This is a genomic window from Jiella pacifica, assembly GCF_010500815.1.
In the GTDB taxonomy this organism is placed as follows: Bacteria; Pseudomonadota; Alphaproteobacteria; order Rhizobiales; family Rhizobiaceae; genus Jiella; species Jiella pacifica.
Map to the genome: position 1 here is coordinate 109,859 of NZ_JAAAMG010000013.1, position 14,840 is coordinate 124,698.

Below are 14,840 nucleotides of genomic sequence, written 5' to 3' on the forward strand. Positions count from 1 at the left end.
GGCCCTCAGCGCCACGCCGGCACCATCCAGGAGTTCGATCATGAGCAACGTTTCGATCAAGGCGGAGGCGGCGCCCAGACCGCGCAGCGGCACCTCCAATCGGGCGATCGTCGGCTGGGTTCTGCACAATGTCGTGTGGATCTGGCTGGCCATCCTCGTGGTGTTCTTCGGCCTGTTCAACTCGTTCTTCTTCACCGTCTTCAATTTCCAGAACATCATGGTCCAGGCGACCGTGCTCGGCATGCTGGCCACTGCCGTCGCCCTGCCGCTGCTCGTCGCCGAGATCGACCTGTCGATCCCGGCCAATCTCGGTTTCTCCTCCGCCGTCGGGGCGCTGGCCGTCACCGACTACGGCGCGCCGTGGTGGCTGGGCGCCCTGTTCGGCATCGCCGTCGCGACGGCGATCGGCTTCTTCAACGGGCTGTGCATCACCCGGCTGCGCATGGTCTCGCTGATCCAGACCCTGTCGATGATGATCATCCTGCAGGGCGCGCTTCTGGCGCTCACCCAGGGCAAGACCATCACCAGCCTGCCGGAGGGCTACACCTGGATCGGCCAGGCGACGATCGACGGCTGGCCGATCATGCCGCTGGTCTTCGTCGTGGCGCTGATCTTCATGGCCGTCCTCCTGCGGCGCACCGTCCTCGGTCGCAGCATCTACGCGGTCGGCGGCAATGCCGCCGCGGCCAATTCCGCCGGCATCCGCGTCGATCGCACCAAGATCGTCGCCTTCACGATCGCCGGCTTCCTCGCCGGGATCGGCGGCTTCCTGCTGGCCTCATGGCAGATGGCGATCACCTCGAACCAAGGCAGCAGCTTCCTGCTCTATGCCATCGCGGCGCCCATCATCGGTGGCGTCAGCGTCTTCGGCGGGCGCGGCAACGTGGTCGGCGTGTTCGGCGGTGTCATGCTGCTCACCGTCATCCAGGTCGGCCTTGCGATCATCGCCGTCCCGTCCTTCTATGTCGGCATGATCGGCGGCGTGATGATCTTCATCGCCGTGGCCATCGACGCCATCCGGGTGCGCTATTTCCAATAGCGGATCCGGCTCCCGACCGTGGCTCGGTGCCCCCCACGAGCGGGTCGTGTCCGGGGCCGGGGGGCTTCTTCGCCGCGGCGCGTCAGGGCGCGACCGCGGCGTCGCCCGTTTTTCCGACGCTGATAGCAAGCGACGCTGGGGATAGATGCCAGTTCGGCCTTGCCCCCGGGCGCGACCGCGCTTTCTGTGGTTCCGTTCACGACACTGCATACAGGGAACGCCATGTCTGTCATCGATGAGCCTTCGGGGCTGTATCTCGGCCGCGCCTTTTCGCCCGAAGCGAACGGCCCGGCCGTCGTCACCTTGCGCGACGGACGGCTCGTCGACATCACTTCATCCACGGCACCGACCGTCAGCGACATCTGCGAAATGGCCGATCCGGCGTCCTATGTCCGCACAGCCGTCGGCAGGGATCTCGGCGCCCTGGCGGAGATCGCCGCGGAAACCGATCGCTCGGGCAGCAAGCCCTATCTTCTGGCGCCCTGCGATCTGCAGGCGGTGAAGGCTTGCGGCGTCACCTTCGCCAGTTCGATGATCGAGCGGGTGATCGAGGAGAAAGCCAGCGGAGACCCCTCGCGCGCCGAGGCGATCCGCGGCCGCATCGGCGCTGCCATCGGCGAGAGCCTGCGCGACATCCGCGCCGGGTCGCCCGAGGCCGAGCGCGCCAAGGCGGCGCTGATCGAGGAAGGGCTGTGGAGCCAGTATCTCGAGGTCGGGATCGGCCCGGATGCCGAGGTCTTCTCGAAATGCCAGCCGATGGCGGCGGTCGGGACGGGCAGCAAGGTGGGCCTCCATCCGCGCTCCAACTGGAACAATCCCGAGCCGGAGATCGTCCTCGCCGTCTCGTCGGCGGGGCGCATCCTCGGCGCCACCCTCGGCAACGACGTCAATCTGCGTGATTTCGAGGGTCGTTCGGCCCTGCTCCTCTCGAAAGCCAAGGACAACAATGCCTCGACGGCGATCGGGCCGATGATCCGGCTGTTCGACGACGGCTTCACGCTCGACGACGTCCGCCGGGCCGAACTCACTTTGACGATCGACGGGCCGGAAGGCTTTCGTCTCGATGGGCATTCCTCGATGAGCCAGATCAGCCGCGATCCGGAGGATCTGGTGAGCCAGACCGTCGGGCGCCATCACCAGTATCCGGATGGCTTCATGCTGTTTCTCGGCACGCTCTTCGCGCCGACGCAGGATCGCGACCATCCGGGCGAGGGCTTCACGCACAAGGTCGGCGACGTCGTCCGGATCGCAGCCCCGAAGCTCGGCTGTCTTGAAAACACTGTCGCCCTGTCGACGGAGTGTCCGCCCTGGACCTTCGGCGCGCGCGCCCTGATGCGCAATCTCGCCGCGCGACGCCTCATCGGCGGGCCTTCGGCGCGGGCCTAGCGTCGCCTGATCATATGCGTCACGATATGTGTGACAGGGAGGGACTGATGCGGACGCTCAATCGTTTCGGCATGGCGGGTGCCCCATGGCGCTGATCTCATATCTGACGCGAATCGAGTTCGGTGAAGGCGAGATTTCCCGCCTCGGCGATCTTCTTGCGGAGCTCGGCGTAAAGCGCCCGCTCGTCTGCACGGACCGGGGGCTGGTGACGACGGGCCTCGTCGAGCGGGTCACCGCCGGTTTGGCCGATGCGGTGATCTTCGACGGCACGCCCGCCAATCCCACCGAAGATGCGGTGATGGCGGCGCTGGAGTTGTATCGCTCCAAGGAATGCGACGGCATCGTCGGCCTCGGCGGCGGCTCTTCGCTGGATCTCGCCAAGGCTGTCCGCATTCTCACCGGCCACGAGCCGCCGCTGGGCCAATATGCCGCCGTCAACGGAGGCGCGGGAAAGATCCATGGCCGGATCGCGCCGCTGATCGCCATCCCGACCACCGCCGGAACCGGTTCGGAGGTCGGTCGTGCATCCGTGATCATTACGGCGGACGGCCGCAAGCTCGGCATCCTGTCGCCGCACAACCTGCCGACCATCGCGCTCTGCGATCCGGAGCTGACCTACGGGCTGCCCGCGAAGCTGACGGCCGCCACCGGCATGGACGCCATTTCACACTGCCTCGAAACCTACATGGCGCCGGCCTTCAATCCGCCGGCCGAAGCGATCGCGCTGCATGGGCTCGATTGCGGCCTCAGGGCCATCGAGCGGGCGGTCGCCGACGGCTCCGACGTCGCTGCGCGGCGCGACATGATGGTCTGCGCGCTGGAAGGCGCGATGGCGTTTCAGAAGGGTCTCGGCGCCGTTCACGCGCTGACCCATCCCCTGGGGGCGATCCGCGAGCTCAACCTCCACCATGGCACGCTGAATGCCGTGCTCATGCCTGAGGTGCTGCGGTTCAACCGCGACAGCATCGGCGAGAAGTGGGACGTCCTCGCCAAACGCATGGGCGGCGAGCCGGACAAGGTCGTAGAGGCGCTCAACGTGCGGATCGGCATGCCCTCGGGCCTTGCGTCGATGGGTGTCACTGAGGCGATGATGGAGGAGGTGGCCAACGCCGCTCTGAAGGATCACTGTCACGCGACCAATCCGCGGCGGGCCAGCCGCGAAGACTATCTCGAGATCCTTCGTCGCACGGCCTGACGGAGCGTCATCGCCGCGCCGGCGCGGCAATTGGGGGGCTTGGAGCCCGTCACTGCGACGGGCCGCCTGCCTTCCCGTCACTCCACCGTCACCCGCAACGAGGTTTTCACTGCGTCGTCGGTCTGGTCGGTGATGGGCACCGCGTAGTTCCCGGCGCGCATCGGGTAGAAGCTGAACCTGACAGAACCCGCGCCCTCGCATTGGAGCGCACGGAAGGACAGCCCCTGCAGATAGACCTCGATGGCATCGACGGTCAGCACCCGCAGATGCACGTCCCGCAGCAGTGGGGTCGTGTCGAAGCTGAAGGACGGATCGCCGGCATCGCTCGATGTGCACGCGAAGCCGAGCCGGTAGTATTTTCCCACCGCCAGGGTGATCGCGTCCTCGGAAAGCGCGATCCCGTCAGCGGAGCGGCTGACCGTGATCGCAATGTCTTCCGGCGGCGTCCCGCCGGCCGGTTGCGCCGCGAGGGGAGCGGGGGCCATGGCCAGTATCGAGGCCGCCAGCGCGACCACGGTTCGTTCGCACGTCATCGTGCCATTCCCCTTCTTTGTGGAAGCCGCTCTTCGTGAAAAGCCGTCTTGCCGGATCGTCGAATTATGCCGGCAGTGTCACAGCCGGCGCCAGCGGTCGCGGCCGTCCGCGTTCGGTCGGGAAGCTGCGTTTGTGGTAGCACTCCGGCAAGGGCGGCATGCTCCGCCCTGCCGCAGGCCGATCCCTGCGGCGTTGCCATCATTGCGTTCGGCTTTCCTCGATGAAGCGCTTGAGCCCGTCGAGCCCCGTCTTCACATGGCGCGACATGTCGGCGACCGCGGCCTCGTCGGTCTGTCCCTCCGCCGGAAAATTGCTCGTGTCGGCGCGGTAGAAGCGACCGATCCACTGCACCGACGTATGGGTGTCGTCCTCGGCCGTGATCCTCAGCTTGTCGTTGAACGAGCTCACCGCCAACGCGGCGGGGTTCGGCTCGTCCATCCGCCAGGCGACGACGCCCCGCTCCTTCGAGACGACGTCGAGGGATTCAGTGATGTCGCCGCCTTCCAGCGTCAGCCTGCGCGTCTTGCCGTCTTCGCCAAGGCTCATCGCCCGCACCGCCGGATGCCACTTGGCGATCGAGCCGAAGTCGGCGACGACGTCCCAGACGGCGTCGAAGGGCGCATCAATGACGACGGTCTCGTCCGTCTTGTGGGGTGTCGGCCCGTGCGCCAGTGCCTGGACGGGCGCGAGAAATAGGCTGGCGGTCATGAGGCCGCCGATGATCTTGCGTCGCGAGAGTGTCATCGTCGGAAAGCTCCATTTCTCGGGTGGTTTCGATCGCCTCGCGGGCTTGCGACTGCGCGCCGCCAGACGAACAGGTGGTTGGCGCCATGGGCCGCGATCAGGAAGATCAGTGCCGCTGCCGCGAAGACCGGCGAGAGGCTGCGCGGTGCCTTGAGAACATTGGTGCCGGTATGGCTTTCGAGCGCCGCCTCGATCGCAGGCAAGTCGCCGAGCGGGGCGTAGCCGAGACCGGCCTCGGCGGCGATTTCTCGCAGATAGCCCTCGCGGACCTGCGTCAGATGCTCGGTCGAGGTGGCGGCGAGATTGCCGACAGGATTGTTGCGCGGATGGTATTCGCCGCCCGTGCTGCCCGGCGTGGCGATGCTGACGCGGGCGCCTGCGGCGATGTCGGGCAGGCTGTAGAAGCCGATCGCCCGGCCGGATTCGTCGTATTTCGGGATGGGAACGAGCTTTGCGCCTCCCGCCCCGAGGATCACCCCGGCAGTCCTATCGGGATTCTCGGCCCGCCTGCGGCCGGCGACCGGCAGCGGCGGCGCCTCGTGGCCGTCGGTGACGAAAACGAGGTCGGCCCCGAGCCTTGTCACCAGCTCCTGCGCCGAGGAGAGGCCGCGCACGACGCGGCTGTCGCCCTCCCATGCCATGCGCCAGTTCAGCGCGGCGACCGCATCGGCAAAGGGCGGAAAGTTCTCGCAGACCTCCACCGGCTCGATCAGCGGAAAGGAGCGCCTTTCGGTGAACAGGCCGAGGCCGATCCGGGAGCCGCAGGGCAGCTTTCGGGCAATTTCCGTCACCACCCACTTGGCCTCGTCGAGGCGGCTGCGGACCTTGGCTCCCTTGCCATAGTCGCGCGCCGTCATGCTGCGGGTCAGATCGACGACGACGAAGAGGTTGCGGACGCGGCGCTCCTCCTGCGTCGCAAGCCCGAGCGCGGCTAGAAGGGCGAATCCGAGTGCACCGAGAAGCAGCCACAGCGCGGGGTCGATCTGCCGTCGATCGGTGCTCGCGGTCCTCATGGCAAACCTCGCGGCACACCGGGCAGGTCCGTCCAGACGTCGCGCGGCCGCTTGCCTTCCTCCTCCCGCTCGATCGCCGGCCGCGGGAAGACGCGCACGAGGCGGCTGGCGAGATCGAAGTTGACCTTGACGTCGAAATCCTCCGGGTCGAGCCGCATCGCCCGGCGATAGTCCTCCTGGGCGAGGCGGATCGTCACCGTCGCCTCGTCGATGTCGTTGGCCTCGATCAGCTCGAAGCCCGCTCGCATGCGGGCATTGGCGAGAGCGTAGAGGAAGGCGGCCTGGACCTTCGCATCGCCCGCCGTCTGGATGCGGGGCGCCAGGGCTTCCGCCGCCGTGAGATCGTCGCGGGAGAGCACCTGCGCCGCCGCCGCGAGGAGGAGAGGGCCGGGGGCACCGTCGCGAAGCGGCACGGACTGGCCCAGGGCGAGGGCGCGGATGGCGTCGTTGTCTGCCAGGGCCCGACGAAGTTCGAACGACTGGTGGACGGCGAAGGCGCCGATCGCCACCAGGAGGGCGACGAAGGCCGCGGTGATCAGCCCATCCCGTGGAACGCGCGCTGCCGCTCGCTGGTGCCGAGCCTCGTTCGTCCGCGCCGGCTTCATCGGGCCTGCTCCGCCGGTCGGATCGGCGCGAGCATCCGTGCTGAGGTGAGGCGGTCCCTCTGGGCGAGCTTGGCAAGAACCAGGAGCAGGATCGACAGGGCGGCGCCAGCATTGAGAAACCCGTCCAGGTCCAGCCGGGGAACGGGCTCCTCGTAAAGGATCGGTCGCGCCTCGAGCGTGTCGATCTCGTCGATGGCCGCTTCCACCGCTTCGGAATTTTCGGCCTCGAAGGCGCGATAGGGCACGCCGAGGCTCTGCAGGAAGAGATGCAGGTGCCGCTCGGGGCGGGCCTGCGGCGTGTCCCGTTCACCCGAAGTCGGCACCTCGAAGATGCTCTTGGCTCCCTCCGTGCGCAGGAACAGCCAGTAGAGGTTGACCGGCTCGCGGCCGACAAGATCGCGGAGATTGGCCTGCACCTCGCGGCTGATCACGCCCGCTCCGTCGGAGACCAGGATGACGGCGCGCGAGGCCTTCGCGGTGGCGCCGTCGAAGGCGCCGATGGCCAGCGCCAGGCCGCGTCCGACATTGGTCTGGGCGAGGCCGTGCTCGCCCATCGTGGCGATCGCCGCCTTGACGATCGTCCGGTGATCGGTCAGCGGCACGGCGAGCATCGGCGAGGTCGAGAACATCGCAACGCCGAGACGGTCGTGCGGCCGCCTGTCGACGAAGTCGGACAGAAGCCGGCGCGCCGCCATGGCCTTGGATTCCTCGGCCCCGTCCGGCCTGCGGCCGGCAAAGCTGTTGTCCATCGAGGACGAGCGGTCGATCAGCAGCATCAGCTGGGCGCCGCGGCCTTCCCGGGTGATCGTCTGGTCCGTCCGGTGAAGGCCGGCGAGACCGAGAAGGAGCAGCGTGACGGCGACGGCTCCCAGAAGCGGCAGAAGGATGGAGACCACCTTCGAGGGGGTGTCCAGCGGGGCGAGGGCGCGGCGCGGATGGCCGACGGGCGCCAGCACCGGTGCCACGAAGGGCAGCGCCGCCAGCGGCAGGCCGAGGAGCCAGAGCGGATTGTCGAAGGCGATCATCGGGCCCCCGCCCGTTCGATGGCCGCGAGACGGCGCGCCACCTGGACTAATGCAGCGGCCGGGAGCCGGGCTTCGGCCTTCTCGGCGTCGCCGTCGAAGAAGAAGCCGCGCGAGGCCGAGAAGAAGGTCTCGAGATCCTGGCGCGCTGCGGCAAAGCGTGGCCGCGCCGCCAGGCATTCGCCGAGATCGTCCGCCACGACGCGGCGGCCGAAGGCCGCGTCGAGCCCGCGATGCAGGGCGAGGAGGCGGGCTCCGTAGTCCATTGTGGGCCGCTTCGTCCGGATCACCCGCAGCGCACTTGCCAGCGGGCGCGAGGGGCGGAGCCCGAACGGTCCCCAGCCGCGATACCATGCGAAAGCCAGCGCCAGGACGGCGACCGCCCCCCAAGCAGCGGCAACGGTCCATTGCCGCCGGACCGTGTCGATGACCGCGAGCGGCTTGTCGGGCTTCATCCCCGCGGGGCTCGAACGGGCGAGGATCGGGCGCAGCGGCGACAGGACGATGGTCCAGGCGGGAAGGGTGACGAGTTCGCTCGCTGCCTCCGATCCGGCCGCGGCGTGGAAGGCCAAGGTGGTGCCCGGGATCGAGATCTCCTTGGGCTCCAGCGGCACGTAGAAGCTCTGATAGGCGAGCGTCAGGTCGTAGCGCTTCCCGGCCTCGATCTCCTTGCTCTCGACCGAAATCGACCGGAGTTCGGTGAATTCGTCGATCGGTCCCGTCTGCGGCAGCGAGGCGGGATCGAGTTCCCGCCCGGCCGGCACCGAGAGTTCACCGCGCCAGACCAGGACGTCGCCGGTGAACCAGCCGACCTCCCGGGGCGGATGGGCCCGAAGGGTGATCTCCGCGCCCATAGCGCCGACCGTGCCGCCGAGGAGGAAGGCAGCCAGGGCAATGGCGGCTGCGGGGAGCCTTGCCCGGCTCATGTCCGCCCGCCTGCCATCAGGCCCGCGAACAGATCGGCGGGATCGATCTGGCCGTCGACGAAGACGGGCAGGCATCCCGTCCGCGCGAACAGCGCTTCGAGCCCGGCGCGATGGTCCGTGGCGCGGCGTTCCCAAGCTTCGACCAATGCCTTGCGCATCAAGGCGATGCCACGACGGCCGGTCTCGAGGTCGCGAAGATGGGCGAGCCCGAAGCGCCCGTCGGGTCGATCGGCGGCCGGATCGCCGAGGACGATCGGACGAACGTCGTGCGGCGCCAGTGCCGAAAGCAGCGTCTCGACTTCGCGCAGCGGCCACTGGAAGTCGGAGATGAGGAAGACGAGGCCGGGTCGTGCCGGAAGTGCCCGCGCGGCTTCGAGCAAGCCGTCCGATCCTCGCCCCTCGGGGGCCATGCCGGCGAGCGCCGAAGCGATTTCGGCAGGGGCCGAGGCCCGCCGCGTCGGCAAGACGAGCGCCGAAGCGCCGAGGTCGCCTTGCGCCGCGAAGGCGCTCACCCGGTCGCCGCTGCGCAGGACCGCGCGAGCCAGACCGGCGGCGAGCGAGACGGCGACCGCATGGCGGTCGACGCTGCCGCGAAACCCCATGGATCCCGAAAGATCGACGAGGATCGTCACCGTGCCCGAGGCGTCCTGGACATGCTGCCTGATCCACAGGAGCCCGAACGGATCGGTCAGCGAAGCCCGAAGGTCGAGGCGGCGAAGATCAGCCTGGTCGCCCATCGCGCGCAGGCCGACGAAGCGCCCGGTGGGGCCTGGGCTTCTGCTGGCATGATTGCCCGGCCGCGGCGAGGCGACGCGGTGGCGGATCGCATAGGCGAGATGCGAAAATCGCTCGATCTCGGCTTCGGTGACGTATCCCTGCGAGCCGGCGGGCCTTGGCGAAACCATGGCTCAGGCCGGGATCGGAACGGCATCGAAGACGGCGCGATGCAGCGCCGGCGATATCTCGTCCCGCCGCATCTCGTAGATGGGCGAGAAGAAGATGCGGTGCCCCATGACCACCGGGAACATCGCCCGCACGTCTTCCGGCACGACGCTGTCCCGCCCTTCCAGCCAGGCATTCGCCCGGGCGGCGCGCACCAGCGCCGACAGGCCGCGCGGGCTTGCCCCGCCGACGACGAGACGCGCGACGTCGACGCCCTCGATCGCAATGTCGTTGCCGGCGAGATCGCGCAGCACGTCCCACAGCCCGATCACATAGGCTTCGATCGCCGGGCTCGCATGGATCGTTGCCTGGATCGCCGTCGCGAGTTCGGCGAGGCGGTCATAGGGGAGGATGCCTTCGTCGACCCGGCCGATCAGCGCGTCGACGTCGTGGAAGGCCGGATCGAAGACGAGACGACTGCGCATCGCCCGCTCGGCAGGAGCGGCGACGCGGATTTCCATGAAGAAGCGATCGCGCGCTGCGGCGGGCAGCTCGAAGGTCTCGTCGCGCTCCACCTTGTTGCGGTCGGCGAAGACCTGGAGATGGGGAAATCTCACCTCCCGGCGGAAGGCGGTGACGCTGCGCTCGGCCATCATGCGCAACAGGAGCGCGTGGACCTGCGGACGGGCTCTGTTGATCTCGTTGAAGAAGAAGATCGCCAGGTTCTCGCCATGCGCGAGGGCCGGGCCCGGATCGACGCGGGGGCGTCCGTCCTCGCCGATGAAGGGGGTGTAGAGCATGTCGTTGGGCATCAGGTCGACCGTGCCCTCGATCCGCTCGTAGGGGCCGCCGAGCGCCCGCGCCACGGTCCGGAGCAGCGTCGTCTTGCCGACGCCGACATCGCCTTCGAGCAGCACGTGACCGCGGCACAAGGTGGCGATCGTCATCAGCCTGATGGCGCGATCCTGCCCGACGACGGCTTTCGCGATCTCGCTTTCGAAGGACAAGGCCTTGGCCCGCCATTCGGCGAGGTTAAGGTTTGGGAATACAAGCACAGGCCGTCCTGCTCGATCTGGATCGCGAACGTCCGCGGCATTCGCAGCCGCTGAGGCTACTGCGCGGCGCCGCGTGAAAAATGCCAAGAGGCATGACGATGAACCCTGGCGACGCATCCCGATCTTCGCCGAGGCTTCGGCTCGAGAGCGAGCACCGGAAACGGACATCGGTTCGGCTCGACGGCGGACGACGTGGCGGTCTCGTCCGCCGCCGGAGCAGGTGCCCACCGGGGCCGGTCCGCCGATCGAAGTCCCATGGGAGGAGCGTCGAATGTTTGGCGGAGCCGGACCCCGGCAGGCCGGGTCAGCCCCGTTTGGGAGACGAAGGCTGCCCCGGTTCGCGGTTTCTATTGGGCGGTCGAGCCGCCTTCCTTGATCTTCGAGACGTCGAAGACGAAGTCGCCGGTTTCCTTGAAGTGCTTCACGCGCATGGCGTTGCGCTCGTCCATCGCGCGGATGGATTCCGCCTGCTTGTTGAGCTCCATCGGGTCGTGCTTGGGATCGTATTCGGACCCCTCGACCTTTTCCGGATAGCCGGGCTTTGGCTCCCAGCAATTGCCCGGTGCCTTGCAGTTGGTGCCGTCATAGGCGAGCGCCGGCGCGGCGGCGAAGGCACTTGCGAGACAGATGGCGGACCCCGCCAGGATCGTCAGACTGCGTTTCATGCTCTTTCCTCCTCTTGTTCCACCAGAACGGGCATGGCCCGAACGGCCTCGGCCGCTTCCAGTGTCCGTGTTCTATTTGGTGCCGTGTTTCGGCTCGTAGGGCGTGAAATTCGCCCGCTGTTCCGGCGTCAGCCAGTCGGCCTTGTCCGGATCGCCGACATAGAGATGGCGCACCCAGGCGATCACCTTCAGCATCTCGTCGAGGGTGAGATTGCCATATTGCGGGCCCATCATTCCCTGGGCGCCGCCGTAGATCGTCTCGAACAGGCCCTTGTCAGTGCCGTTCTTCGGATAGGTCCAGTAGTCGTCGTTGAGCCCTGGACCGATCTTGCCCTCGCCATTGTGGCCATGGCAGCCCGAACAGGCCGTCAGGTAGAGACTTTCGCCTTCCGGCAGAACGGCCTCCTGCGTCGTGTAGAGGTCTTCTCCCGTCGCCAGGAAGTGCTTCACGGCCTCGGTGTCGCGCCCCTCCTCGAGGGCGAAGCTCAGATCGAGAGCCGTTCCCTCGACGGTGTGGTAGAGCTGGACCGCGGCAAGCGCCGATGCCGTGGTCATGCCGACGAGGATCGCGGCGGAGAGAACTTTCAACTTACGCATGATGCAATGCTTACCCGGCGACTAGTTGGTCTGGTCTTCGATCGGCAGGGTGGGGATGCCCTCCTCGTCGAGAATGGCCCCGATCTTGCCGCTTGCCTGGCCGAGCGCGTCGTCGATCTCCGCCAGCAGGGCCTCGTCGCCTTTGCGCACCCCGACGGACTGCGAATACTGCAGCTCGACGGTCTCGCCGTCGGACCGTTCGACGTCGTTGGTGATCAGCGTCAGCGTCAGATCGCCGCCGGCCTCCTTGACGTAGCGGGCGACGTCGGGGGCGAAGGCGATGGCGAGATCGGCGTTCTTGTCCCGCACTTCCTGCACCAGCCGATCCGGCGCGACGTCGATATACTGGTTGCGCCGCGATTTGAAGTTTACGAGGCCATAGAGATAGGCGAGGTTGTCCTCGTACTTGCCGGAGTATTTGAGCATCGTCTCGGCGGGCGAGTAGAGCCGGGTCGCGAAGCGCGACAAACCTTCGCCGCCGACGTCCTGCCAGCGTGATCCGGCGAATTTCTCGTCGGTGCGGCTGACGAAGGCATAGGCCGTGCGATAGTAGGGCCGCGAGGTCGCGAGCCTCTCGTCGCCGGCATCGACCCCGATCACCACGTCGCAGGTCTTCTTGCTCAGGCCGTCGCGCACGACGTAGATGGCCGGCCGTTCGATCCACTCGTATTCGAGCGTCCGTCCCATCGTCTCGGCGAGGACTTCGGCGATGCGGTTTTCGAAGCCGTCCTCGGCCTTGGTCGAATAGGGCGCCTCCTTCGTCGAGGCGCAGACCTTGAGGACGTCGCCCTGCGAGGTCGCACTCGGCCCCTCGGCCGTCGGCGGGACGGGAACCTGGCCGGCAGTCTGCGCCGCGGCGGTCGAGGCTGCGCCGGCAGCGGCCGCGAATGCGAGGCAAGCGAGGCTGGCGGTAATTCGCCGCCTGAGGGCGGACAGCGGATGCGAAGCGAGATTGGCGCGCATAGGGCACCTTCCGATCGGAGAGTGGTTTCGGAAAAGATTCTGGGAAAGGTCACGCGGCGAAGCCTTGCCGCGTGACCTCGTCCGGGCCGGTCAGCCGGGCTGACGTGCCGTCTCGTCGGACGGAAGGCGAGCGTCTTTTTCACCCGACTTCGGCGCGTTTTCCCCGCTGGAGGGCTCGAACTCGCCCTTGTCGAGATCGTCGGTGTAGACGCTCTCGCCATCCAGCGAGAAGACCATCACGCCGCCGCCCATCTGGGTGTAGTTGGCGAGCTCCTTGAACGCGCCGACCGCGCCGAGACCGGCCGTCGGATCGTTGAGATCGAAGACCAGGCCGACGCCCGGCCAGCCGCCGACGCCGTAGTAGATCGCGACATATTCGCGGCCGTCATGTTCGTAGGCCATGGGATGGCCGACGGCGCCCGAGGGCAGCTTGAACTTCCAGAGAAGCTCGCCTGTGTCGGAATCGCGCGCCTTGATGAAGCCGTCGAGCGTTCCGTAGAACATCACGCCGCCGGCGGTGGCGAGCGTGCCGCCCCAGGCGGCGAAGCGCTCCATCACTTCCCATTTGAAAGTGTTGTTGATGGCATCGTAGGCCTTCACCTGGCCGAGGCCGAGATAGTTCTGCCGGTCGCCCTTCGGCCCGGGATACATGTTCAGCGTCGCGCCGACGAAGAACTGACCCGCCCGGTAGGGCAGCATGAAGGGCTCCCAGTCCATGCAGATGTGGTTGATGCCCATGAAGAAGGACTGGCGGTCCGGATCGTAGGAATCGTGCCCCTGGTTGTGGTAGCCCATGGCGGACGGGCAGATGTCGCGCCCGACATGGTCCATGCGGGTGCCGAATTCCGGGTCCCGCTTGGGCAGGCCGGTGTCGAGATCGACCTCGGTCACCCAGTTCACCGTGTCGTCGATCTTGTCGGCGGAGACGAGGTCGCCATTGGTGCGGTCGAGCGTATAGACGATGCCGTTGCGGTCCGGATGGGTGAGAAGCTTGCGCATCTCGCCGTCCTTGTCCTTCTGCTCCGAGAGCATCATGACGTTGACGCCGGCATAGTCCCACTCGTCGTGGGGCGTCTTCTGATAGCCGAAGCGGGCCATGCCGTCGTCGGGATCGCGGCCCCAGATCGTCATCGTCCACTTGTTGTCGCCCGGCCGCATGGTCTCGTTCCACGGCGAAGGGTTGCCGGAGCCGTAATAGAAGAGATCCTCGTCCGGATCGTAGGCATACCAGCCCCAGTTGGTGCCGCCGCCGATCTTCCAGGCGTCGCCCTCCCAGGTCTCGAGGCCGAGATTCTTCTGGCCGTATTGCGGGTTGGCGTCGTTGAAGTTGGCGCCGATGCGCACGTCCTCGTCCGACCCGGTCGCAAAGGCGCGCCAATGCTGCTCGCCGGTCTTCACGTCATAGGCGGTGACGTAGCCGCGCACGCCAAGTTCCGCGCCGGACGAGCCGACCAGAACCTCGTCCTTGATCACGTAAGGCGCGATGGTCAGGGTCGAGCCGACCTTGATGTCGGAGTTCTCCATCTCCCAGCGCGTCTCGCCGGTCTTGGTATCCAGCGCGACGATGCGACCGTCCAGCTGGGTGCGGAAGATCAGCGGGCCGACCTCGTCGTCGCCCGGCCAGTAGGCGAGGCCGCGGTTGACGACGTCGCAGCAGGCGACGGCCCGCGCCGTCGGATCCTGCTTGGGCTTGTTCTGCCAGACGATCTTGCCGGGATCGTCGAGGTTGAGGGCGAAGGTCGTGTTCGGGAAAGGAGAATGAATGTACATCATTCCGTCGACGACGAGCGGCGTTCCCTCATGGCCATGCAGAACGCCGGTCGAAAACGACCAGGCCGGACGCAATCGATTGACGTTCTCCTTGGTCACTTGCGTCATCTTGGAATAATTGTTGGCGTCGTAGTCGCGCCCGGTCATAACCCAGTTCGCCGGATCCTTGGCGAGTTCGATGAGCTTGTCGTTGGCGCGGACGGAACCGCCGGCAGCCACGACGAGCGAGACCCCCAATGCAAGCGCCGATGCCGAATACAGTAATTTCGTCATAATTTTCCTCCCTTGGCCTTTGCAGTACAAAGCCAATCCCGCAAATCCGAAGTGGATTTGCTATCCCTACGTAATTGTTCTGGAGCCCTCCCAGACTAGACGTGCCAGTCTGCATACGGTTCGGCGGCTGTCATTAGGAACGAGGCACCAAAAAACGGGAAGAAGTGCCCG

At 67.0% G+C, this 14,840-nt stretch carries 14 protein-coding genes and 1 pseudogene; 3 read left to right on the top strand and 12 right to left on the bottom strand.

The genetic code is table 11. The annotated features are described in order from the left end of the window. Window positions 1–40 precede the first annotated feature (40 nt). The 3 genes from GTK09_RS16240 to gbd all read left to right on the top strand — a co-directional run bounded on the left by GTK09_RS16240 (window position 41) and on the right by gbd (window position 3,620). A complete protein-coding gene (locus GTK09_RS16240) occupies window positions 41–1,039 on the top strand; it encodes an ABC transporter permease (RefSeq protein WP_163464404.1) in 999 nt (332 codons plus the stop codon). Window positions 1,040–1,261: 222 nt separating this feature from the next. After that, entirely contained in the window at window positions 1,262–2,425 is a 1,164-nt protein-coding gene (locus GTK09_RS16245; RefSeq protein ID WP_163464406.1) for a fumarylacetoacetate hydrolase family protein, read from the top strand. A gap of 85 nt (window positions 2,426–2,510) precedes the next feature. Beyond that, the gene (gbd, locus tag GTK09_RS16250; protein ID WP_163464408.1) at window positions 2,511–3,620 is read left to right on the top strand and encodes a 4-hydroxybutyrate dehydrogenase; all 1,110 of its coding nucleotides are present in this window, start codon (window positions 2,511–2,513) and stop codon (window positions 3,618–3,620) included. A gap of 77 nt (window positions 3,621–3,697) precedes the next feature. Here the strand turns inward: gbd and GTK09_RS16255 are convergent, their stop codons facing one another. From GTK09_RS16255 to GTK09_RS16310, 12 genes and pseudogenes are all read right to left on the bottom strand, one after another. Then, window positions 3,698–4,153: a hypothetical protein gene (locus GTK09_RS16255; RefSeq protein ID WP_163464410.1), complete on the bottom strand. Its 456-nt coding sequence runs from the start codon at window positions 4,151–4,153 to the stop codon at window positions 3,698–3,700. A 199-nt stretch (window positions 4,154–4,352) separates the two neighbouring features. Then, a complete protein-coding gene (locus tag GTK09_RS16260) occupies window positions 4,353–4,898 on the bottom strand; it encodes an SRPBCC family protein (RefSeq protein ID WP_163464412.1) in 546 nt (181 codons plus the stop codon). Further along, window positions 4,895–5,911 (bottom strand): vWA domain-containing protein, encoded by a 1,017-nt coding sequence (locus tag GTK09_RS16265; RefSeq protein WP_163464414.1) that lies wholly within the window; start codon window positions 5,909–5,911, stop codon window positions 4,895–4,897. Before GTK09_RS16265 ends, GTK09_RS16260 begins: the two co-directional genes overlap by 4 nt. Next, window positions 5,908–6,516, bottom strand: a complete 609-nt coding sequence (locus GTK09_RS16270; RefSeq protein WP_163464416.1) for a hypothetical protein — start codon at window positions 6,514–6,516, stop codon at window positions 5,908–5,910. Before GTK09_RS16270 ends, GTK09_RS16265 begins: the two co-directional genes overlap by 4 nt. Next, window positions 6,513–7,541, bottom strand: a complete 1,029-nt coding sequence (locus GTK09_RS16275; RefSeq protein ID WP_163464418.1) for a VWA domain-containing protein — start codon at window positions 7,539–7,541, stop codon at window positions 6,513–6,515. The genes GTK09_RS16270 and GTK09_RS16275 overlap by 4 nt, the downstream gene beginning before the upstream one ends. Then, window positions 7,538–8,464, bottom strand: a complete 927-nt coding sequence (locus tag GTK09_RS16280; protein ID WP_163464420.1) for a nonribosomal peptide synthetase MxaA — start codon at window positions 8,462–8,464, stop codon at window positions 7,538–7,540. The genes GTK09_RS16275 and GTK09_RS16280 overlap by 4 nt, the downstream gene beginning before the upstream one ends. Then, a complete protein-coding gene (locus tag GTK09_RS16285) occupies window positions 8,461–9,369 on the bottom strand; it encodes a DUF58 domain-containing protein (protein WP_163464422.1) in 909 nt (302 codons plus the stop codon). Before GTK09_RS16285 ends, GTK09_RS16280 begins: the two co-directional genes overlap by 4 nt. A gap of 3 nt (window positions 9,370–9,372) precedes the next feature. Continuing rightward, a complete protein-coding gene (locus GTK09_RS16290) occupies window positions 9,373–10,401 on the bottom strand; it encodes an AAA family ATPase (protein ID WP_312869904.1) in 1,029 nt (342 codons plus the stop codon). A gap of 347 nt (window positions 10,402–10,748) precedes the next feature. Then, a complete protein-coding gene (locus GTK09_RS16295; RefSeq protein ID WP_163464426.1) occupies window positions 10,749–11,066 on the bottom strand; it encodes a methanol dehydrogenase [cytochrome c] subunit in 318 nt (105 codons plus the stop codon). A gap of 72 nt (window positions 11,067–11,138) precedes the next feature. Continuing rightward, window positions 11,139–11,663, bottom strand: coding sequence for a cytochrome c(L), periplasmic (moxG, locus tag GTK09_RS16300; protein ID WP_163464429.1), 525 nt, complete (start codon window positions 11,661–11,663; stop codon window positions 11,139–11,141). A gap of 21 nt (window positions 11,664–11,684) precedes the next feature. Then, complete coding sequence (gene moxJ / locus GTK09_RS16305; RefSeq protein ID WP_163464430.1) at window positions 11,685–12,626, bottom strand: methanol oxidation system protein MoxJ; 942 nt, start codon at window positions 12,624–12,626, stop codon at window positions 11,685–11,687. Between the two features lie 165 nt (window positions 12,627–12,791). Next, window positions 12,792–14,669 (bottom strand): annotated as a pseudogene (locus tag GTK09_RS16310) (methanol/ethanol family PQQ-dependent dehydrogenase); the annotation flags it as partial. Window positions 14,670–14,840: the final 171 nt, after the last annotated feature.

Excerpts from the sequence above, each read along its gene's own strand:
- GTK09_RS16240 (WP_163464404.1), top strand. The coding sequence starts at position 41 with ATGAGCAACGTTTCGATCAAGGCGGAGGCGGCGCCCAGACCGCGCAGC.
- GTK09_RS16260 (WP_163464412.1), bottom strand. The coding sequence starts at position 4,898 with ATGACACTCTCGCGACGCAAGATCATCGGCGGCCTCATGACCGCCAGC.
- GTK09_RS16265 (WP_163464414.1), bottom strand. The coding sequence starts at position 5,911 with ATGAGGACCGCGAGCACCGATCGACGGCAGATCGACCCCGCGCTGTGG.
- GTK09_RS16280 (WP_163464420.1), bottom strand. The coding sequence starts at position 8,464 with ATGAGCCGGGCAAGGCTCCCCGCAGCCGCCATTGCCCTGGCTGCCTTC.
- moxG (WP_163464429.1), bottom strand. The coding sequence starts at position 11,663 with ATGCGTAAGTTGAAAGTTCTCTCCGCCGCGATCCTCGTCGGCATGACC.
- GTK09_RS16270 (WP_163464416.1), bottom strand. The coding sequence starts at position 6,516 with ATGAAGCCGGCGCGGACGAACGAGGCTCGGCACCAGCGAGCGGCAGCG.
- moxJ (WP_163464430.1), bottom strand. The coding sequence starts at position 12,626 with ATGCGCGCCAATCTCGCTTCGCATCCGCTGTCCGCCCTCAGGCGGCGA.
- GTK09_RS16245 (WP_163464406.1), top strand. The coding sequence starts at position 1,262 with ATGTCTGTCATCGATGAGCCTTCGGGGCTGTATCTCGGCCGCGCCTTT.
- GTK09_RS16255 (WP_163464410.1), bottom strand. The coding sequence starts at position 4,153 with ATGACGTGCGAACGAACCGTGGTCGCGCTGGCGGCCTCGATACTGGCC.
- gbd (WP_163464408.1), top strand. The coding sequence starts at position 2,511 with ATGGCGCTGATCTCATATCTGACGCGAATCGAGTTCGGTGAAGGCGAG.
- GTK09_RS16295 (WP_163464426.1), bottom strand. The coding sequence starts at position 11,066 with ATGAAACGCAGTCTGACGATCCTGGCGGGGTCCGCCATCTGTCTCGCA.
- GTK09_RS16285 (WP_163464422.1), bottom strand. The coding sequence starts at position 9,369 with ATGGTTTCGCCAAGGCCCGCCGGCTCGCAGGGATACGTCACCGAAGCC.
- GTK09_RS16275 (WP_163464418.1), bottom strand. The coding sequence starts at position 7,541 with ATGATCGCCTTCGACAATCCGCTCTGGCTCCTCGGCCTGCCGCTGGCG.